The sequence below is a fragment of the Burkholderia sp. SIMBA_051 genome, assembly GCF_046534915.1.
Classification (GTDB): Bacteria; Pseudomonadota; Gammaproteobacteria; order Burkholderiales; family Burkholderiaceae; genus Burkholderia; species Burkholderia ambifaria.
On record NZ_JAWRXS010000005.1, the window covers coordinates 378,528 to 398,054 of the forward strand.

Below are 19,527 nucleotides of genomic sequence, written 5' to 3' on the forward strand. Positions count from 1 at the left end.
CGTTTAAGCGGTTTCGCGATGAAGGGCGGCGCCGGTGCGCGGCGGGCCGCCACGGCGCGCGTCGTAACGGACGACGAGATCGCGCGCGGGCCCCGCTTCGAGCCGCTGCCCGAGCCACGCGGTACGGCCGAGGCCATGCGGTGCGCCGAGTGCGATCGCCGGCACCGCATCGGCTGCCAGTTCGAGCTGCACGTCCCAGTCGAACTCGATGCCGACGTATTCGCGCACCCAGTGCGCGAGCTGCCGCGCGTGCGGGCCGCCCGGCAGGAAGCGCCGGTACGCGTCGAGCGACAGCGGCCCGAGCACGATCCGGAAATGCGATTGCGCATCGCGCACCGCGATGCCGAGCGCGACGCCGCCGACGCGCAGGGTCGGCCGCGTCGCCCGGATCACGCAGCGCTGCGCGCGTTCGATCGCGACCCAGCGCGGCACATGCTCGACGATGTGCGCGTCGACACCGAAATGGCGCCGCAGGATCTGCACGAGCCCCTCCGGGTTGCGCGTGTGCCGGACGAGATGACTCGCATGAAAATAGAGCGCATGCGGCGCGAGCGTGTCGGCATCCGTGGGTCCGGCATCGGCCGGCGCGGCCGGTCCGTCGCCATGCGCGGCGCGCCCGACCAGGCTCGCGACATACGCGTCGAATCGCGCCCGCCCCGGGCGATCGAGGCTCACCGTCGGCTGCGCGTCGGCCCATGCCCGGTAGAACAGCAGGATCAGCCGGTGATGGAACAGGTCCGCGAATGCGGTGAAGGTCGAGTCGTCGTGCTGGGCCGCGCGCTCGTGTGCGTATTCGGTCAGGTGGGTCGGCAGCGGTCCGTTGGGTCCGAACAACCCGAAACCGTGGATCGCGATGCGCGGCCGCGCGGTGCCGCCGCCATCACCGCCATCGTCGGGCACGGCGGCCAGCATCGACGCCGCAAACGCGAGCGACGGCCGCTGCCCGAGCCGCACCGGTTCGTCGCGCGGCCGCGCGGCATGGCCGAGCGGTGCGCGGCCGGCGGAGAGCGCGTCGAGCCAGCGCAATGCCTGGAACAGGTCATAGCCATGCGGCGCGGCGCGCAACCGCGCCCACCACGCATCGCGGCGTGCGGCTTCGGTGGCCGGCCGAGCGCCGGGCGGCGTGCCGTGTTTCATATCGCGGGCCGCCTGCCGATGCGCGCCGGCCAGTGCGCGAGCATGCCGCGCTGCGCGCTGGTCAGCACGCATTCGGCGAACGCGTTGATCGAGACGTGCCGCGCGAAGAACTGTTCGAGCACGGCGCCGAGCAGGAACGGGCTGTCGCCGGAGAACGCATGGTCGTCGACGGTCACGTCGACCTGCACACCGCGCCCGAACATCAGCGGCCCGAGCGCCGGCAGCCGCCGGAACACGGGCGAGAACGCGACGCGTCGCACGCCGTCGATCTGCCGGCGCATCGCGGCATCGGCCGGGTCCGCGTGCAGGCCAAGCAGCGCACGCAGCGCATGCGCGCCCTCCTCGTCGTCGAGATCGGTCAGCGTCTGCCGGGCCAGCCCCAGATGGCGGATCAGTCGCCAGGCCGTCTGCGAGTCGGCGATCGGCGGGCGCGGCCGCGACGGGCCGCGAATCGCGACGACGCGCTCGACGGGCGCCGAGATGCGCAGCGTGAACGCATTCGCATCGCCCGGCGGCAGCAGCAGCGCGAGATCGCGGTTCGTGCACAGCGTGTCGACCGACAGGTAGCGCATCGTCTCGTCGTACGGCGCGCACTGGCTGTCGACGAGCGACACGTAGGTTTCGCTGCCGACGTAGCCCGTGCGTGTGCCGTTCGCGCGTGCCTGCGCGGATACCAGCCGAGGCTCGCGCCGCACCGTGTAGTACGCGCCGTAGTTGCCGTCGTCGCTCGCGAACGACGCGTGAAACGGTCGGAATTCGCGCGACTGGCCGTCGTCGCGCTGCTCGCTCGCGAGCCGCTGCACCGCATAGATCTCGTGATCGAGCGGCCGGCTGCGGTCGACGACGACATGATGCTCGCGCGCGCCGGGTTGCACCCCGATGCGATCGCTGCGACGCGCGAACAGGTTCACGGCCGGCGTGCAGTTCAGCGCCAGATGCCGCGCATCGACGGCCGCCTCGAGCGCCGCATCGTGCCGGTCGAACAACACGGTCAGCTCGCAATCGTCGCCGGTGGCGCGCGCAAGCGCGGCGCGCAGCCCGCCGATGCTGAAGAACAGGAAACGCGCCGGAAACGCGAAGTACTCGCGTAACAGCCGATAGCCGTGGAAGCTGCGTCCGTCATCGGGCAGGATTGCCTGCGCCGGATCGAAACCCTCGTGGACGATCGCATCGGCGTCGAGCGCGTGCAGCCAGCGCGGCGGTTGCCCGGGATCGTGGCAGACGACGCCGAGCGCATGCGCGGCGATCAGTTCGAGCAGGTGCAGCGCGTCGCGCTCGGGGCCCGCGAGATGAAAGGTCAGCCGCTCGAGCGGCAGTTGCGAGAGTCTGGCGCCCCCGCGCGCCTTCAGCCGGATGCGCAACGCACCGCGCACGTCCTGGCGCGCCGGCACGGCGCCGCGCGGCAGCCACGACGGCGCACCGGTGACGGCCGCATCGGTCAGTTCGAGCGGCCACAGCGTCAGATCGTGCGCGGTGCGGAATTCGCACGCGGTCTGCTCGGACGCGGCCGGCCGCGCGCGCAGCGCGGTGCCGGCCGGCAGCCGCCAGCCCTGCGCGAGGCTGCCTTCGTTCAGCATCGGCGCGAACCGCACGATCGCCATCGACGGCAACGGCGCGAGGTAACCCGGATATACGGCATCGAGGAGCGCCTGGGTGAAGCGCGGAAACTCGGCGTCCATCTTCAGCTGCACACGCGCGGTAAGGAAGCTGAAGCCTTCGAGCAACCGTTCGACGTACGGATCGGGCGGCCCCGGTTCGTTGAGCCGCAACCGTGCGGCCACCTTCGGGAACTGCTGCGCGAATTCGTCGCCGAGTTCGCGCAGGTAAGCGAGTTCGCGGTTGTAGTAGTCGAGCAGGCGCGTATCCATCGTGTCACTTTCCCGCTGACGACTGCAGCGACATCGCACCCGTCTCGAGATCGAGGTCGGAGCGCAGCACGAAGTCGACCGGATGCGGGATCGACCACAGCGTGCCGCGGATCTCGAACAGCAGCACGTTGTGACGCCGTTCGCCGGCGCGCCCGTCCGATGCATCGGCGATGCTGCGGACCTCGACGCTGTCGGGCGCGATGCGCGGCTCGAAGCGGACAATCGCGTCGCGGATCGACGCCTCGACCGACATCCGCTCGACGCCCGACATCGGCTTGCCGACGAACGGCCGCATCCCGTAGTTGAGCACCGATGCCCGCGCGTGCGCGAACGCGGCCCAGTCGACGAAGCCGTCCTCCGCGTTGCGCGTATTGAGCAGCCATGCGAGATCGCGCAGCACGGCCGCGCGCAGGCGCTCGGCACCGATCCATTGCGTGCCGGGCAGATCGGTCGTGCGCTGCGGCGCGTCGTCGGTCAGCCGGTCGAGCAGCGCGGGTTGCAGCCGGTCACGCATGCCGCCGTGCCGGCCGTCGCGGGCATTCGGGTCGTCCATCGTCATCGCTCCGCGGTCACATCTCGGTGTTTTCCTTGATGTTCCAGCCGACCGACACCTCGGCGCCCTTGCCGCCGTTGTCGTTCTGCTGCCAGTACTGCTTCTTTACCTTCGCGGCCTGGAAGCCGTAGTGCATCATCAGCCGGTCAGCCGCGTCGCCGGGGTCGATGCCCGCGACCTGCGCGGACGTGACGAGCACTTCCTGCAGCGTCACGCGCATGAACTCGATCTGCGAGCCGCCGGTCTTGCACGCGGAGATTTCGACTTTCGGCAAGTGCTTGCCGCTCGCGCAGTTCTTGATGATCGCGGGCGCGCCCTTGTCCATGTATGCGGCCACGACGAGATCGTTGAAGCTCGCCTTGCCCGCGTTGCCGCCGCTGCCGCTCGCCATCGCACCCGGCTGGCTCGCGCCCCACGTGAACGATTCGATGTCGGTCCAGCCCTTGTGCTGCGCGTCCGCCGATTCGCCGGTCACGCCGTCCACCTTCATAAACATTGCCACGCCCATTGCCGTCTCCGTTTCGGTGCGAAATCAGGTTGAATGCCGGGTTGAATGCCGCTTGCCGCTCATTCGTTCGCCGCCTTCGCGGACGGCAGTCGCGAAATGAGCCGCAGCGACACGGTGAGCCCTTCGAGCTGGTAGTGCGGCCTCAGGAAAAACTTCGACGTGTAGTAGCCGGGGTTGTCCTCGACCTCGTCGACGACCACCTGCGCGGCCGCCAGCGGCTTGCGCGCCTTGGTTTCCTGGGATGAATTCACGGGGTCGCCGTCGACGTAGTTCATGATCCAGTCGTTGAGCCAGCGCTCCATGTCGTCGCGTTCGCGGAACGAGCCGATCTTGTCGCGCACGATGCACTTCAGGTAGTGCGCGAACCGGCAGCACGCGAACAGGTAAGGCAGGCGGCCGGACAGCCGCGCGTTCGCGGTCGCGTCGGGGTCGTGATACTCGGCCGGCTGGTACAGCGACTGCGCGCCGATGAACGCCGCGAAATCCGAGTTCTTCCGGTGCACGAACGGCATGAAGCCGTTCTTCGCGAGCTCGGCCTCGCGGCGGTCGCTGATCGCGATCTCGGTCGGGCATTTCTGGTCGACGCCGCCGTCGTCGGTCGGGAACGTGTGGCTTGGCAGCCCTTCCACCGCCCCGCCCGACTCGACGCCGCGGATCGACGAGCACCAGCCGAACTGCTTGAACGAGCGGTTGATGTTGGCGGCCATCGCGTAAGCCGAATTCGCCCACGTGTAGCGGTCGTGATTCGCGGCGTCGGTGTCTTCCTCGAAGTCGAATTCGTCGACCGGATTGGTGCGCGCGCCATACGGCAGCCGCGCGAGAAAACGTGGCATCGCGAGGCCGACGTAGCGGGAATCCTCCGATTGCCGCAGGCTGCGCCACGCCGCGTATTCGGTGTTCTGGAAGATCTTCGTCAGGTCGCGCGGGTTCGACAGCTCCTGCCACGAATCCATCTGCATCAGCTCCGGCGACGCGCCCGCGATGAACGGCGCGTGCGCGGCCGCCGCGATCTTCGACAGCTCGCCGAGCATCTCGACATCCGGCGGGCTGTGATTGAAGTAGAAGTCGCCGACGAGGCAGCCGAACGGCTCGCCGCCGAACTGCCCGTATTCCTCCTCGTAGATCTTGCGGAACAACGGGCTCTGGTCCCACGCGACGCCTTTGTAGCGCTTGAGCATCCTCCCGACCTCGTTGCGCGACGCCGGCAAGGCCTTGATCTTCAGCAACTCGTCGGTCTCGGTGTGCGTGACGAGGTAATGCAGGCCGCGCCACGCGCCTTCGAGCGCCTGGAATTCGTCGTGATGCAGGATCTGGTTGATCTGCTCGGACAGCTTCCGGTCGATCTCCGCGATGATCTGCTTCACGCTGCCGTAGGCGTCGGTCGTCATGCCGACCGTATGTTCGAGCGCCTGCTGCGCGAGCGTGCGCACCGCGCGCTCGACCGACTCGCGCGCCTCGGCGGTCTTCGGCTTGAACTCCTTCTGCAGCAGCGCGGCGAACTCGCCGGGCGCGGCGGACGGTTGCGCGGCGTTGCGTGCGTCGCGGGTATCGGCGCGGGACTGGACAGGGTCATTCATCGCGGGCCTCCGGTTGGGTCGCTGCGCCGCGCGGCGCGTCGGCACCCGGGTCGCGCACGAGCGTCTTCAGCAGGTCGGGATCGTTGATCGCACGCTCGATCAGCTGTTCGGCGCCGTGCTTGCCGTCCATGTACGACAGCAGGTTCGACAGCTCGGTGCGCGCATCCAGCAGCCGGCGCAGCGCGTCGACGTTGCGCGCGATCGCCGCCGGCGAGAAATCGTCGATCTGCTCGAACGTCATGTCGACGCTGAGCATCCCTTCGCCGGTCAGCGTGTTCGGCACCTGGAACGCGACGCGCGGTGCGACCGACTTCATCCGCTCGTCGAAGTTGTCGACGTCGATCTCGAGGAACTTGCGCTCCGGCAGGTCCGGCAGCGGTTCGGCGCGCTTGCCGGCCAGGTCCGCGATGACGCCCATCACGAACGGCAACTGCACCTTGCGCTCGGCGCCATAGGTCTCGACGTCGTACTCGATCTGCACGCGCGGCGCCCGATTGCGCGCGATGAACTTCTGTCCGCTGCCTGCCGCCTTGGTTCTGTCCGTCATCGCCCACTCCTTCACATCGATCAGGTTGCGTGTACGTTGCCGCCGCGTGGACGGCGGCCTGCTTCATTCGCTCCGCTCGCCGCTCAGCAGGTCCAGCTTCGGCAGACTCTCGGGAGCGAGATCCCGGATGATTTCGTAGAAGTCGAGCGCGAGCAGCCGCTGCGCGCGCCGCAGCAGCAGCGGCGCCGGGTGGCTCGGCTCATGCAATTCGAAATAGCGGCACATCTTGTCGAGGCCGAGCCGCACGTCGTCGCGGCTCGTCACCTCGGCATCGCGCCAGGCCGGTCCGTTCGATAAAACGGCCGGCGCGGATGCGGCCGGCGTGGCCGGAATCGAACCGTCGGGTGCGGACTGCCGTACCGCCGGTGCCGGCGTCGGCATGGCGCGCGCGATGCGTTGCAACGCCTTCTCCGTATCGCTCGCGTCGGGCGACCATTCGCTGCCGAGCCGGTCCGTCACGCGCGCGCGGATCGTGTCCAGTGCGCGCAGCGCGGCATGCACCGCATCGATCGGCACGCGGCCGTCGTCGCCTGCGGTCGACAGCGCGGCGATCAGGCCGTCGCGGCTGCCTGCAGCCGGGCCGCCCGCTTCGTCGCGACCGTCGAGCACGCGTTCGGCGTCGCGCACGCTCGGACCGTCGTCAAACAGCGGCTGACGCCGTGCCGCGCGTGCACACTCGTGCGCGCCGACGACATCGGCGAGCGCGTTCATCCGCGGTGTCGGGTCCGGTTCGCCGTCGGCGTCGAGACGCGGATGCAGATCGTCCCACCAGCGCTGGATCAGGCCCTCCACGACCGCGAGCCCGTCCGCGTAGCCGGGAATGCCGTGCTGCTCGGTCCAACTGCGCGCGAGATAGGCGGCGACGCGCAGGTCCTTCGTCCGCTCGCCCAGCGCCAGTGCAAGGCGTTCGACCGCGCGCCAGTCGGGCGGCTCGGCCGGAATCACGGTGTCGCCGTACTGCTGCTCGGCGCGCGGCGTCGCGCGCTCCTGAAGCTGCAGGAAATCGGCGTCGTATTCGAGGTTCGGGCCGCACGGCGCATCGGGCGCGACTTCCGCGAGCAGCCGGACGATCAGGTCGGCGCGCGGCGTCTCCGCCGGCAGGCCGGGCGACGGCGAGGACAACGCGGCGGCGAGCGCCGCCTGGCTGACGTCATTCGAATGCATAGTCAATGTTGACCGGTTTGCTGCCGAAGTCGATCGCCACGGTGCGGTGCAACGGCGGCAGCGAGCCGTTGCGGATCTCGATCTGATAGACGCCCGGTGTCAGCGACACCGAGCGCAGCGGCGGGCTCGCGCCGCGCCGTGCGCCGTTCACGTACACGTCGCCCCACGGGCGGACGTTGAAGCGCACCTGGACGGTTTCCTGCTTCGGCTGGCGCTGCTCGACGGTGGCCGGCGCGCTGACCGCGGCGACGGCCATGTCGGCTTCCGACGGCGACGGCCGCGCCGGAACGGACGCGTGGGCGGACGGCGATGCGGCGGCCTCCGATGGCGGCACGTTGACGACGCGCTCCGATGCGTCGAGGCTGGCGGTCGGCGCGATCGTCGAACCCGAACCGGAGCGCGGCGGCGTGGCGCCGGCGACGTCCGTGGCGGCCGTCACTACCGGCGGCGCGGGAACGGTGGCCGCGACGGCGGGTGCGCTGGCCGGCGCGGCGGCCAGCGCAGGCGGCGGCACCTGTGCTGACGAGCCGGCCGGCAGGCTCGACGGCGGCACGACGATCGGCGTGGGACCGCGCTGCGTGACCATCGCATCCGGCGCGCTGGCCGAGGAAGCCGTGTTGGCCAGCGGCGCGCTCGCACCGGCTTCGGCTTCACCGGCGATCCGCGCCGGGCGCGACAGATACGTCGCGGCAATGCCGACTGCGATCAGCGCGACCAGCGCGCCACCCACGTAGGCCGGCATGCGCTGGTTGCCCGCCGGGATGAACGCCAGGCGACGCGGGGCGCGCGGTGGTGGCGCGTGTGACGAGGATGCGGATGTCGCGGCACCAGCAGCACCAGCAGCACCAGCAGCACCAGCAATCGGCTCTGCCGTTCCGTTCAGGTTCCCGGTAGCCGTCGCACCGTGCTGCCCGATGTCCGCCGCGGCGCTTGCCGATCGTGTGCGGGCGTCGTCCCGCGCTTCAGTCGCCGCCGCCGCGGGGTCGGCCTGCCGGATGTCCGCCGCGCGCTGGCCATCGCCTTCACGCCCTTCGGGGCGCTCCGTTTCCCCGGACGGCGACGATGCGTGCAATCCGGATGGCGAGACCACCGGTGGCGCAACGGCCGCGCCATACGCACGGTCGCCATCCCACAACCCGAGTTCGGCCGCGAACGCCGCGACCGACTCCGGCCGGTCCGGAATCCGCAGCTGCAGCGCATGATCGACCGCCGCGAGGAATGCCGGGCTGTACACCTCGCCGGCCGGCAGCTCGCGCGATGCGAGCGGCCGGTACGTGTCCTTGATGCTGCGCACGACGGCCGCGGGCGGCAATTCGCCGGTGATCATCGCGTGCATCACTGCGCCGAGCGCATAGAGATCGGTCCACGGCCCCTGGCTGAACGCGGGATCGTCGGTGTACTGCTCGATCGGCGCGTAGCCGGGCTTGATCATCATCGCGCCGTCGTCGACGAGATCGCCGATCCGTTTGCGCGCCGCGCCGAAGTCGAGCAGGATCGCGCTGCCGTTCGGGCGGATCAGCACGTTGTCGAGCGCGACGTCGCGATGGAAGCACTGCGCGCGATGCAGCGTGTCGAGTGCGCCGAGCAGCGCGCCGACAATGTTGCGCAATTGCGTCTCGCTCATGCGCATGCCGCCGTCGAGCAGCTGCTTGAGCGTGCGCCCTTCGTAGAACGGCATCACCATGTACGCGGTGCCGTGGCTCTCCCAGAAGTGCAGCACCTTGACGAGCCCCGGGTGGTCGAATTGCGCGAGCAGGCGCGCCTCGTTGAGGAACGCACCGCGTCCCGCGTCGAACGCCTGGGCGAACCGCTCGGAGCGCAGCGACACCGTGTAGTCGCCGCCACGCGTCGCGAGCATCGACGGCATGTATTCCTTGATCGCGACCGCGCGCCGCAACGTGCGGTCGAACGCGCGATAGACGATGCCGAAACCGCCGATGCCCAGCACCTCGTCGAGCTGCAGCTCGCCCAGGCGATGACCGAGCGGCAGCGGCCGCACGGTGAATTCCGGCGCGTCGCCGCGGGTTGCCGTGTCGTGCTCGTTGTCTCTCGTTGCAGGGTCCTTCATGTCTACCTCGCGATACCCCATCCGTGTTGCCTGCCGCCCGCCGTCGCTCGCTAGCCGCCGAACAGCGTCAGGAACAGCGCGTTGTCGGGGGCGCCCGTATGCGCATGCGTGCGCAGCGGCGAGCCGTCGGCACGGTTGGTCCACCAGAAGCTCGTCCCGCCGTGCGGATCGAAATAGCCGGACAGCCCGGGCCATGCCGCGAGCGCCGGCCGGTCCGGCAGCGTCGCCGGGATCCCGTCGACGCCTTCGGCAGGCAGCTCGCCGCCCGGCGCGAGCCTCACGCGGTCGAGCGTCTGCTCGAGATCGACCGGCGCGCGGGCATGCCGGATCGCGTCGAGCAGTGCATGGCCGATCTGCCAGTAGAACGCGTCGGCCGCGTCCGGCAGCCCGTTCCAGTAATCGGCCGCCGGCATCGGCAGCGTGACGATCACCGGGTAGTAACGCCCGACGCGATCGCAGCTCGGCGCGAGACAGCCTGCCTGCACGCACGACGCGCCGGCGCCCGCCGGCACCAGGAAATTCCAGACCGGCGCGACCGTGTAGTGGCGCGTGATCTCGTCCGGGCCGCGCTGGCGCATCGCGGCCAACCCCTGCTGAAGCCAGCGTTCCCACCACAGCGCGAGCGCATGCGGCAGCCGGCTGTTCACGAAGTCGCCGGCGCCGGGAATCTTTCCGTACCAGGCCGGTGCGTCGCCATCGGCGCGCGTGAGCGGCGGGATGCGACTCATTGCTTCGGAGGGCATGTAAAGGACTCCATCTGGGGCAGCCGGAACGGGTTGCGGACGCTGCCCGCGTTCACTTGCAGCACGAGCGGTTTGCCATCGACGGTGAAGCGCGCGACCATCTGGTCCGAGCCGCGTCCGGCCGACACGGCCGCGCGGTCGAACAGCCGGTGCAGTGCCCACGGGCCGCCGGTCGTGAAGCCGTCGGTCGCGCCGGCCTGCCCCGACACCTGCAGCCGCACCTGGCTGCTGCCGCGCGGGCCCGGCCAGTCCACCGCGCTCTGCACGAGCGGGCCGTGCGCATAGCGGACGATCTGACCGTCGACGTCGAGCACCATCTCCGTGATCGACGGATCCATTTCGAGCGGCTGGACCTGCACCTTCAGTTGCGCGGTGCGCGCGCCGCCGCCGAAATAGACGTCGCGGATCACCGCGGCCTTCTCGAACGACGAAAGCATCGCGGCCGCCGCCGGATCGGCGTCCGCGTTGCGGTTCGCGAAACGCCACGGGTGCGACGTCGTATCGACGATCGACTGCAGGTTCTTCTGGAAGAAATCGTCCATCAGGCCGCCCGGCGCGAACATCTGCGCGAAGTCCGCCGGCGCGACGTCGCGCGACGATCCGCGCGTGAACGGATAGCGGCCCGCGATCGCCTGCCGGCAGAAGTCGCCGACGTTCGCGCCGGCCCGCGTCGTGACGCTGCGCTGCTCGACGGTCGCGACGCTGCCGTTCGCGACGTTCGACAGGTCGTCGAGCACCTCGCGGAACGGCGTCGGCAGCCGGCCGGCCTGCGCGCGCAGCCGCGCGGGCGCGTCGGACGGCGGCGGCTGCGCGCCGCTCCTCAGCGCATCGTCGGTGGCTGTCAGGTACGTATAAAGCGCGTCGATCGACTTCAGTACCGCATCGAATGCCTGCGCCTGATCGCCGCTGCCCGGCGCAAATGCGCGCAGCCCGGCGAAGTGACTGTCGACCACCTGCTCTGGGCTCGCGGGCGTCGCCGCGGACGGATTCGCGTCGCTTGCGCGCTGCCCCGCGAAGATCTGCGACAGCGAGCTGCGCGCCTCGTCGACCTTGTCCTGTGCGCGCGACGCGAGATTGCGCGCGCCGCCCGGCGTATCGCCGAGCGCCGTGTCACGCGCCAGCGCGATCATCAGGCGGGTGAGCGGCGAATCCGCCGACGACAGCGCACGCGCGACCTGGATGCTCTGCGCGAGCGTCGCGGTGCGCTGCAGCTTGATGTCGGCGAGATGGTCGTCCCAGATCTTCAGGTAGTCGTTCAGGTACAGCTGGCGGATGTCTCGCGCCCATGCGGCGGCATCGTTCGGCCCGGGAATCTCGGACAGCCCGAGGTTCAGCACCCACACCTCCTCGCGCCCGTACGCGTCGACCTCGCCGGCAACGCGCGGCGAGAACACGTTGCGATAGCCGTTGCGCGTATACAGGCCCGGCACGCCTTCCGACAGCGGCTTGCCGCTCTGGCGGCGGAACACCAGCGATGCGTCGGGCCCGACCGCGCGCGCGACGCTGAAATCGAACGCGGAAGTCGCCGGCCGCAGCGTGCGCGTGAGCTGGCGGTACAGCCGCTGCGAGAACGGCACCTGGCGCAGCCGGTCGCGCACGTCGGCCACGAGCCGCTCGTTCATCGGATACGGCGACACGGCCACCCGGTTGCCGAACAACGCGGCAAGATGCGCGCGCAGCGCCGAGCGTTCGGCCGGCGAGAAATCGGACGGCAACGCGCGCTCCATTTCCAGGTCGACGACGGCCTGCACGAACGCGGGATCATAGTGCGCGCTGTCGTACAGCATCAGATAGGCCTTCAGCGCCGCATACGCGTAGTCGGTTTCGTCGGGCCGTGCATCGCTCAGCGCGGCCTCCATCCGGCGCGCGGCGATCGGCAGCAGCACGTCGTCGAGTGCGCGACGGTACACGGCGTCGACGGCCTCGTCGATTTTCTCGCCCTGAAAGAGCCCCCAACGGTACGCGAGCGGCGGATGCGACCGGTCGACGCCGCCGGCATTCGCGAGCCCGCCGAGCGCATCGAGCACCGGCAGCAGCCGCGCGATGTCGGCCGCATCCGAGAACCTCGCCCCGGCGATCTGCACATCGACGGCGGGCACGCGCTGCGCGATCCGATCGAGATACGCACGATTGTTTGAGTAGCTGCGCAGCCACGCGGCCAGCACGACCACGCTCACGATCGCGAGCAGCGCGTAGCCGGCGATCTGCAGCACGCGCCGCTTCTGATGCCAGCGCAGGTCGCTGCCGGCGAGCGCGGCTTCGCGGAAGATGTGCTCCTGCAGCAGCGACTTCAAAAAGAAGCTCCGCCCGGTCGAGCCGACCTGGGCAACGGGCGGCACGCCCTCGATCTTCAGGAAGCGCTTGATGCCGCTCATCACGCGGTCGAACGCGGTGCCCTCCTGTGTGCCGCTCGTCAGGTACACGCCGCGCAGCATCGGCATCGGCTCGAAGCTCGACACGGAAAACACCTCGGCAACGAACTGGCCGAGCATGTCCTGCAAGTCGGCGACCTGCTGCGGCAGCAGGTACGCCATCTCGCGCTGACGCGCATCCGTCTGCGTCGCGAGCAGCTCGGGCAGCCCGTCGTTCAGCCGCTGGTGCAGCAGCCGGTATTCGCGGTCGAATGCGGCGCGCAGGTCGAAGCCGGGCGCCTCGCTCTGCGCGAGCGGAAACGTGAAGCCCCACACCTGCGCGCATTCCGCGCGGCCGAAGGTGCCGAAATACTCGGCGAAACCGGCCAGCAGGTCGGCCTTCGTCACGAGCAGGTAGACGGGAAACCGGATGCCGAGCTGGGCGCGCAGCTCGAGCAACCGCTTGCGCAGCACCATCGCGTGCTGCGTGCGCTCGGGCTCCGACGCACCGACCAGGTCGGCGACGCTGATCGTCAGCATCGCGCCGTTCAGCGGCTGGCGCGTGCGGTACTTCTTCAGCAGCTCGACGAAGCCCTTCCACTCGGCTTCGTCGAGTGCGCGGTTGCCCTCGTGCGTCGTATAGCGGCCGGCCGTATCGATCAGCACGGCGTCGTTCGTGAACCACCAGTCGCAGTGCCGGGTGCCGCCCACGCCGCGAATCGCCGCGCGACCGAACTGCTCGGCAAGCGGAAAACTGAGCCCGGAATTGACCAGCGCGGTCGTCTTGCCCGAGCCCGGTGCACCGATGAACACGTACCACGGCAGTTGGTACAGATACTGGCGGGACATCCGGTCGAACCAGCGCGCCGGCCCCTTGCGCGCGGTGTCCGCCTGGCCGAAGCGAACTTTCTTCAGCAGCGTCGCGGCCTCGTCGAAGCGGCTGCGCAGCTCGTCGAGCTGGGCCTTGGCCGGATCGTCGGCGGTGGCCGGCCCCGGCGCGGCTTCGCGCAGCTGGTTCAGCAACTGCGCGTTCAGGCGGCTTGCGTGCCAGCTGCGCCACGCCACGCGTGCGCCCCACGCGACGAACAGCACCGCGATTGCCGCCGCGCGCGCCCAGCCGCTCTCGAGCGGTCGGACCTCGGCGAACGCGAACAGCGGCCCGGCAAGCCACACGAAGCACGCGAGCACGACGAGACCGGCAAAGGTCCAGATCTCCCGCGACGGCAACGGCCGGACGAAACGCGCGACAGCCTGGTTCATGTCAGTTGGCCCCCTGCGTCGCGCCCGCGCCGACGGCGGCGCTGCCGGGCGCCGGCAGCAGCGTGATCTCGACGCGCCGATTCAGCGCGCGGTTCGCGGGCGTATCGTTCGGCGCGACCGGATCGAGCGTGCCGCGCCCTTCGGCCGCGAGCCGCTCCGGATGATCGAGGCGCCCGGCGATCATGCTGCGCACGGCCTCGGCACGTTCGCGCGACAGATCCCAGTTCGACGCGAAACGTGCCGTGTGCACCGGCGTGTCGTCGGTATAGCCGGTCACGCGCACGTTGCCGGGAACCTGGTTCAGCGCATCCGCGACCCGCGCCAGCACCGGCGCGTAACGGTCGATCACCGACGTCGAACCTGACTTGAACAACCCGTCGCCGCGTAGCACGATCACGCTGCGATCGGCGTCGTCGCGCACCGACACGAGGCCGGCCGCGATCTCGGGGGCCAGGAACTTCGCGACCCGCGGCCCCGGCGCGGGGCGCGGCGGCGCCTGCGCGGGCTGCAGCCTCGGCACGTGCAGCCCATCGATCGACGCGAACAGCCGGTCCGAATGCCCGGCCAGCGCGAGGCGCAGCCCGACGAACACGCCGAAGCCGACCAGCAGCGCGAGCGCCACGCAGACCCACAGCGGCACGACGAAGCGGCGCGACACGTCGCGCGTGACGACGTCGCGCCAGTGCGGCGACAGCGCGGGATCGAATTCGCCGCGCACCGAACGGATCGTGTGGGCCAGCTGCCAGCGCAGCGCGTCGAGCTCCGCATGGCCGTTGTCGAGCACGCGATAGCGGCCCTCGAAACCGAGCGCGAGACAGAAATACAGCAGCTCCAGCAGATCGAGGTGCTGACGCGGTTGCTGCGACAGCCTTTCGAGCAGATGGAAGAACTTCTCGCCACCCCAGGTTTCGTTGTGGAACGACACGAGCAAGCTGTGCGACGACCACACGCTGCCGCCCCACGGCGTCAGCGCGGCCGCTTCGTCGAGCGCCGTGCACAGGCAGTAGCGCGCGCCGATGATCGCCTCCGACGGCACACCGGCTTCCTGCGCGCGCGCCTCGAACTGGCGGATCTCGACGACGAGATGCTCGCGCAGCCACGCCGGATTCGGATGATGGACGGTCGAACGGATCTGCGGCACGAGATTGAGCAGCGGGTTCGCGGCCGCGACAAGCGGGTTCGTGCCGCTCGCGGCCCAGCGGCCGGGGCGCGGTTGCGTGGCCGTCGGGCCGGCCGCAGCGGACGCCGCGGCCGGATGCATGCCGCCCGGATTCGGCGGCACGAATCCGCCTGCGCCGGCGGAGATCGAATCGGAGGAAGAATTCATCGCGCTGTCCCGCCCTCACCCGCGTATCGCCCAGAACTCCATCGAGAGCCCGGGGAATTCGCCGGCGAAATGAAATGCCAGACCGCCGGAGCGCGCCAGCTGCTTCCACAGGTCGCCGCCCTTGTCGATCTCGAAGTACGTATGTCCCGCGTGATACGGGATCTGCCGCGGCGCGACCGGCAACTGGCGCATCGTGATGCCCGGCAGCTGCAACTGGACCAGGTCGCGGATCCGCTCGACGGGCCCGAGCTTCGCCTGCGCGGGAAACCGCGCGCGCAGGCTGTCGGCCGGTATGTCCGCGCGCACCGCGAGCACGAAACCGGCCGTGTCGCGCAGCGCGGGATCGGCGAGCGTCGCGACCCGGATGCCGTTACCCGCGTCGCGCAGCTCGATCTGGATCGCGTTCTGCTCCAGCACCGTCGACAACGACCGGCGCAGCTCCGTCATCAGCTCGGCGAAGCTCGTGCGCAGGTCGTCGTGCACGTAGACCGCGAGCGATTGCGGGCGCCGGCCGGCCGCCGTGAAGGTGCTGAGGTCGCACGCGAGCTTCAGCCAGTCGCGGAACAGCGCCTCCGGATGCGTCGCGACGTCCTGCTGCGCGTGCCAGGTCAGCGCCAGATAGCGGTTCACGAGCTGCAGCAGCAGGAAATCCGCGACCTCCGATACGCCGCCGCGCCCCGGTTCCGACAGGCGCTCGGCCAGCGCGTCGCTGCGCTGCGTGAGCAGTCCATGCAGTTCGCGCGTGTACGCGAGCAAAGCCGAGTCGCGTTGCGCGACCAGACGCGGCGGAATGTAGCCGTCGTCGACGAGCAGCCGCGCGTCGGTACGCCGCTCGACGATCCGCACGACGCCGAGCGCATGCCAGTCGCCGGTCAGCTCGGTGTCGAGCATCAGCCGGACGTTCAGGCGCCCCGTTTGCAGCAGCGCGGGCCCGAGCGCAACCGCGTTCGCATCGGCCACTTCGTATTCGCGCACGACGTAGCGGGCGACGTCCGCGTTGCCGCTGCCGCCCGCGTCCGCGCCGAACGCCACCTCCTCGCCGCCGCCGCGCCACAGCGGCAGCGCGAGCACGACGAGCCGGTCCTTCGCATCGGCCGGTACGTCGAGCGGTTCGGGCAGATCGTCCGGATGCGACAGGTCGAACGGCGTACCGTCGCGCATCACGCCCGCCGCCGCACGTAGCGCGACCTTGCCGAGCGCCAGCTGCTCACGATCGATCTCAAGGGTATCGAAGCCCCAGTAGAACCCCTGCAGCGGCAGGCAGCGCAGCGCGACATAGCGTTCCCAGTGCCGTTCGAGTTGCTGGAAATGCTGCGGCCGCAGGAACATCCCTTCGGTCCACACCACCCGCTGGCGCAATGCGGCGACCGGCGTCGCGGACATCGTCGGTTCCGTCATGGGCGCCCCCGCGTGTCATTCAATGCGAGACCGCCGTTCCTGACCGTGATCGACAGCTTCAGCTCGCCGGGCGACGTCTGCCAGAACTTGTATACGTTGAGCTGCCTGGCGCGCGGCAGCGGCACCGTCAGGCGCCAGCGGTTCCTGTCGAGCATGCGGTACTCGGCGATCACGCCGATCGCACCGGCCTCGACATTGCCGCGGTAGTGCAGCGTGCGCGACTCGCCCGGCCGCAGGATCACGCGGTCGGTGCCGAGCAGGTCTGCGCCGAGAATGTTCTCGGGCTTGTCCTGGAGCGAGAAGAAGTCGGCGCCATCGAACGCCGACGCCGCGCGCAGTTGGAACACCTTCAACACGATCGGCGACGGCTTGCGGTTGAGGTCCGGGTTGACGTCGGGCGCCACGTCGACCGCGATCGCATACGGCACCGCGGCGGCACGCTCCGTGGCTCCGCAGCCGGGCAACAGCAATGCACATCCCAATACGATGAACCCGCTGGACCTCCGACGCATATTTCACCCTCGCAGCGCAATGATTCCCCCGCCGATTTACATAAGCGAAATCGGAGCTCAGGATTAAAAAGGGACAATTAATTGACCGGTAATTGTGTGGCGTGCATGCCCTTCCATTGAAATTTCATGCGGCAATTTATTCGGGTAAAAAGCCGGGTCAAATCGCCCATTACGAGCCTGGATCGAAATTGGGGAGATGACGATGAATTGAATTGATTTCGGTCATTTCGAGAAGACGTGTTAATCCGACCGGTTCGCCGCGGCGGCCCGGTTCTATTGCATGGACACTTGCTGTATGGACGCTGAACCCAAGCCTGCCAGCCGTCGGCGGTGGGCGGTCCCGCCCTGTGGGTTGTGCCAGGCTGTTTGCGTTGCCCGAACGGACGGCCCGTTTTTCCGGCCATTGACGGGTGGCGGGCAAACAACTGACGAATCCAAAAAGCACAGCGAACTATAGAATCGATTTTATGGATTAACAAGTCAAAAACCGGGAATGGATTTGAGTGGTAACTCGAACGCAATTTCCCAATTGAAACAAAACGTAACGGCGACATCGGCCGGCATGATTGGCACTAGAATCCAACAGCGCTTGTGCGACACCTTCCAATTACGCAAGTATTTCATTCCAAAATGAAAGGCCGTTCATTGATCGTGATTTTTCTCGGCGCCTTGTTGCTGGGAATCGGCGCGTGCAGCACGTCCCCCACGCAGTCTGCGGCGCGCGCCGCGGTCGACAGCGCGCGTGCGGCCTATGGTGCGGGCGACTACGGCCGCACGATCGCGATCCTGAACCGGGCGAAGGAGATCGACGGCGCCGACACCGACACGCAGGTCGCCGCGCACAAGCTGCTCGCGTTCAGCTATTGCGTGACGAACCGCATCGCGCAGTGCCGCGCCGAGTTCTCGAAGAGTCTCGACCTCAACCCGCGCTTCGACTTGTCCCCCGCCGAGAAGGGGCATCCGATCTGGGGGCCCGCGTTCGAATCGGCGCGCCGCAGACATGCGTCGTCGTCCTGACCGAACCGGTTTCCCCGCGAGCGCTTCACCACCGAGCGACGTATGACATGCAACTGATCGTGATCGAACATGCCGGCGAGCCGGTCGAAAGCGACTCCTACGACGCTGTCGTGTTCCACCCGCCCGGCGGCACCATTGGCCGGGCCACCGACAATCATCTCGTGCTGCGCGACGACAGCCGGCAGATTTCCCGGCTGCAGGCCCTGCTGCAGGTGGGTGACGACGCGTGCCTGCTGAAGAACCTGAGCAGTGTGTCGACCATCGAGGTGAATCGCGAGCCGGTCGGCTATGCACAGGAGCGGCCGCTCAATAGCGGCGACATCATCCGCATCGGGCCGTACGTGCTGCGCGCCGAACGTGACGACGGACATGAGGCGCCGGTCGTCGACATGCCCTCCGCTGCCAACGCGAGTGCCGACCCGCGACGTGCGCCGGAGCCTGCTGCTCGTGCAACCGGCGAGACGAAAGGCGCCGGCAACCGCTTATGGAGCCTGCTGCAGGATCGCCTCGCCCCGCGCGGCAAGGCGGCGGACGCCGGCAACCGGCCCGGCACGGCGCGCAGGGACGCTGCGCAGCCGGCAAGCCGCACCGCGCCGGCCGCGCCATCGGTGCCGTCGCAGCGCGACCTGAATCAGCTGTCGATCGATCCGCTCGACCTGTTCGCGCAGTCGTCGCCCGATATCGGTCGGCCGGGTTCGGCATCACCGGCCGAACCCGGCCATGCGGATCGCGGCGCGTCGTTCGAGACGCAGGCCGACCACGCGCCCGAGTGGACGCAGCACGTGCGCGTGCAACCGGCGGCAACGCACACCGAGCCGCGGCCGGCGGACGAGCCTGCGCCGCGGCCGAACCACGTGCCGACGCCCGATGAATTGCTGAACGCGTTCTTCGAGGGCGCAGGACTCGATACGGCCGCCGAATCGCATCAGTGGTCGGCCGAACAGCTTTACATCGCGGGACAGTTGCTGGCGTTGTTCGCGCACGGCACGGTCGAGCTGCTGTCGTCGCGCAGCATCCTGAAGCGGGAGGTGAAGGCGCACATGACGATGCTGCTCGATCGCGAGAACAATCCGCTGAAGCTGCTGCCGGACGGCGGCGCCGTGCTGCGCCAGATGTTCGGGCTGCCGCTGCCGGGCTTCATGTCGCCGCAGAGCGCGGTCAGCGACGCGTTCCAGGATCTGCATGCGCACCAGATCGGCATGGTCGCCGGCATGCGTGCCGCGCTGATGGACCTGTTGACGCGCTTTTCGCCGCAACGGCTGCGCGAACGCGACGATGCGATGCGCTGGTACGAGAAGCGCGTGCCGGCGCTGTACAAGGCGAGGATGTGGGATCGCTACGCGGCGACCCATCGCGACACGGTGTTCGCGATCGAAGACGATTTCTCGTCGGTGTTCGGCAAGGCGTTTCTGGCGGCGTACGACGCGGAAGTGGAAAGCTATCGCGGCAGCAGCCGGCATTGAGCGGCGGGCGCCGTATGTCCCGTGCTCGACGGGA

Annotated in this window: 15 protein-coding genes; 2 read left to right on the plus strand and 13 right to left on the minus strand. The window is 69.1% G+C overall.

Annotated features, from left to right (window positions below; genetic code table 11):
* Nucleotides 1-3 precede the first annotated feature (3 nt).
* The 13 genes from tssG to tssJ all read right to left on the minus strand — a co-directional run bounded on the left by tssG (nt 4) and on the right by tssJ (nt 17,013).
* Nucleotides 4-1,137 carry a type VI secretion system baseplate subunit TssG gene (gene tssG / locus SB771_RS14790; RefSeq protein WP_175659217.1) on the minus strand — a complete coding sequence of 378 codons (1,134 nt, stop codon included), beginning with the start codon at nt 1,135-1,137 and terminating at the stop codon, nt 4-6.
* A complete protein-coding gene (gene tssF / locus SB771_RS14795) occupies nt 1,134-3,005 on the minus strand; it encodes a type VI secretion system baseplate subunit TssF (protein ID WP_175659218.1) in 1,872 nt (623 codons plus the stop codon). The genes tssG and tssF overlap by 4 nt, the downstream gene beginning before the upstream one ends.
* 4 nt (nt 3,006-3,009) lie before the next feature.
* A complete protein-coding gene (tssE, locus tag SB771_RS14800; protein WP_175659219.1) occupies nt 3,010-3,558 on the minus strand; it encodes a type VI secretion system baseplate subunit TssE in 549 nt (182 codons plus the stop codon).
* 16 nt (nt 3,559-3,574) lie between these two features.
* Nucleotides 3,575-4,066: an Hcp family type VI secretion system effector gene (locus tag SB771_RS14805; RefSeq protein ID WP_057927224.1), complete on the minus strand. Its 492-nt coding sequence runs from the start codon at nt 4,064-4,066 to the stop codon at nt 3,575-3,577.
* Between the two features lie 59 nt (nt 4,067-4,125).
* Nucleotides 4,126-5,643, minus strand: coding sequence for a type VI secretion system contractile sheath large subunit (gene tssC, locus SB771_RS14810; protein WP_175659220.1), 1,518 nt, complete (start codon nt 5,641-5,643; stop codon nt 4,126-4,128).
* Nucleotides 5,636-6,190 carry a type VI secretion system contractile sheath small subunit gene (tssB, locus tag SB771_RS14815; protein WP_175659221.1) on the minus strand — a complete coding sequence of 185 codons (555 nt, stop codon included), beginning with the start codon at nt 6,188-6,190 and terminating at the stop codon, nt 5,636-5,638. Before tssB ends, tssC begins: the two co-directional genes overlap by 8 nt.
* Before the next feature lie 63 nt (nt 6,191-6,253).
* Nucleotides 6,254-7,354 carry a type VI secretion system protein TssA gene (gene tssA / locus SB771_RS14820; protein ID WP_175659222.1) on the minus strand — a complete coding sequence of 367 codons (1,101 nt, stop codon included), beginning with the start codon at nt 7,352-7,354 and terminating at the stop codon, nt 6,254-6,256.
* Complete coding sequence (locus SB771_RS14825) at nt 7,341-9,422, minus strand: serine/threonine protein kinase (RefSeq protein ID WP_410721805.1); 2,082 nt, start codon at nt 9,420-9,422, stop codon at nt 7,341-7,343. The genes tssA and SB771_RS14825 overlap by 14 nt, the downstream gene beginning before the upstream one ends.
* A 50-nt stretch (nt 9,423-9,472) precedes the next feature.
* The gene (gene tagF, locus SB771_RS14830) at nt 9,473-10,150 is read right to left on the minus strand and encodes a type VI secretion system-associated protein TagF (RefSeq protein ID WP_410721188.1); all 678 of its coding nucleotides are present in this window, start codon (nt 10,148-10,150) and stop codon (nt 9,473-9,475) included.
* The gene (tssM, locus tag SB771_RS14835; RefSeq protein WP_175659225.1) at nt 10,147-13,776 is read right to left on the minus strand and encodes a type VI secretion system membrane subunit TssM; all 3,630 of its coding nucleotides are present in this window, start codon (nt 13,774-13,776) and stop codon (nt 10,147-10,149) included. Before tssM ends, tagF begins: the two co-directional genes overlap by 4 nt.
* Nucleotide 13,777: 1 nt before the next feature.
* Nucleotides 13,778-15,103, minus strand: a complete 1,326-nt coding sequence (locus SB771_RS14840) for a DotU family type VI secretion system protein (protein ID WP_175659226.1) — start codon at nt 15,101-15,103, stop codon at nt 13,778-13,780.
* 15 nt (nt 15,104-15,118) lie between these two features.
* Nucleotides 15,119-16,501, minus strand: coding sequence for a type VI secretion system baseplate subunit TssK (gene tssK, locus SB771_RS14845; protein ID WP_175659227.1), 1,383 nt, complete (start codon nt 16,499-16,501; stop codon nt 15,119-15,121).
* Entirely contained in the window at nt 16,498-17,013 is a 516-nt protein-coding gene (gene tssJ, locus SB771_RS14850) for a type VI secretion system lipoprotein TssJ (protein ID WP_175659228.1), read from the minus strand. Before tssJ ends, tssK begins: the two co-directional genes overlap by 4 nt.
* A 630-nt stretch (nt 17,014-17,643) precedes the next feature.
* Between tssJ and SB771_RS14855 the strand changes: the two genes are divergently transcribed.
* The gene (locus SB771_RS14855) at nt 17,644-18,030 is read left to right on the plus strand and encodes a TssQ family T6SS-associated lipoprotein (protein WP_175659229.1); all 387 of its coding nucleotides are present in this window, start codon (nt 17,644-17,646) and stop codon (nt 18,028-18,030) included.
* 47 nt (nt 18,031-18,077) lie between these two features.
* Entirely contained in the window at nt 18,078-19,493 is a 1,416-nt protein-coding gene (gene tagH, locus SB771_RS14860) for a type VI secretion system-associated FHA domain protein TagH (protein ID WP_175659230.1), read from the plus strand.
* The last annotated feature ends 34 nt before the right edge of the window (nt 19,494-19,527 follow it).

Excerpts from the sequence above, each read along its gene's own strand:
- tssC (WP_175659220.1), bottom strand. The coding sequence starts at position 5,643 with ATGAATGACCCTGTCCAGTCCCGCGCCGATACCCGCGACGCACGCAAC.
- SB771_RS14825 (WP_410721805.1), bottom strand. The coding sequence starts at position 9,422 with ATGAAGGACCCTGCAACGAGAGACAACGAGCACGACACGGCAACCCGC.
- tagH (WP_175659230.1), top strand. The coding sequence starts at position 18,078 with ATGCAACTGATCGTGATCGAACATGCCGGCGAGCCGGTCGAAAGCGAC.
- tssK (WP_175659227.1), bottom strand. The coding sequence starts at position 16,501 with ATGACGGAACCGACGATGTCCGCGACGCCGGTCGCCGCATTGCGCCAG.
- tssB (WP_175659221.1), bottom strand. The coding sequence starts at position 6,190 with ATGACGGACAGAACCAAGGCGGCAGGCAGCGGACAGAAGTTCATCGCG.
- SB771_RS14805 (WP_057927224.1), bottom strand. The coding sequence starts at position 4,066 with ATGGGCGTGGCAATGTTTATGAAGGTGGACGGCGTGACCGGCGAATCG.
- tssG (WP_175659217.1), bottom strand. The coding sequence starts at position 1,137 with ATGAAACACGGCACGCCGCCCGGCGCTCGGCCGGCCACCGAAGCCGCA.
- tssA (WP_175659222.1), bottom strand. The coding sequence starts at position 7,354 with ATGCATTCGAATGACGTCAGCCAGGCGGCGCTCGCCGCCGCGTTGTCC.
- tssE (WP_175659219.1), bottom strand. The coding sequence starts at position 3,558 with ATGGACGACCCGAATGCCCGCGACGGCCGGCACGGCGGCATGCGTGAC.
- SB771_RS14840 (WP_175659226.1), bottom strand. The coding sequence starts at position 15,103 with ATGAATTCTTCCTCCGATTCGATCTCCGCCGGCGCAGGCGGATTCGTG.
- tssF (WP_175659218.1), bottom strand. The coding sequence starts at position 3,005 with ATGGATACGCGCCTGCTCGACTACTACAACCGCGAACTCGCTTACCTG.
- SB771_RS14855 (WP_175659229.1), top strand. The coding sequence starts at position 17,644 with ATGAAAGGCCGTTCATTGATCGTGATTTTTCTCGGCGCCTTGTTGCTG.
- tagF (WP_410721188.1), bottom strand. The coding sequence starts at position 10,150 with ATGAGTCGCATCCCGCCGCTCACGCGCGCCGATGGCGACGCACCGGCC.
- tssJ (WP_175659228.1), bottom strand. The coding sequence starts at position 17,013 with ATGCGTCGGAGGTCCAGCGGGTTCATCGTATTGGGATGTGCATTGCTG.
- tssM (WP_175659225.1), bottom strand. The coding sequence starts at position 13,776 with ATGAACCAGGCTGTCGCGCGTTTCGTCCGGCCGTTGCCGTCGCGGGAG.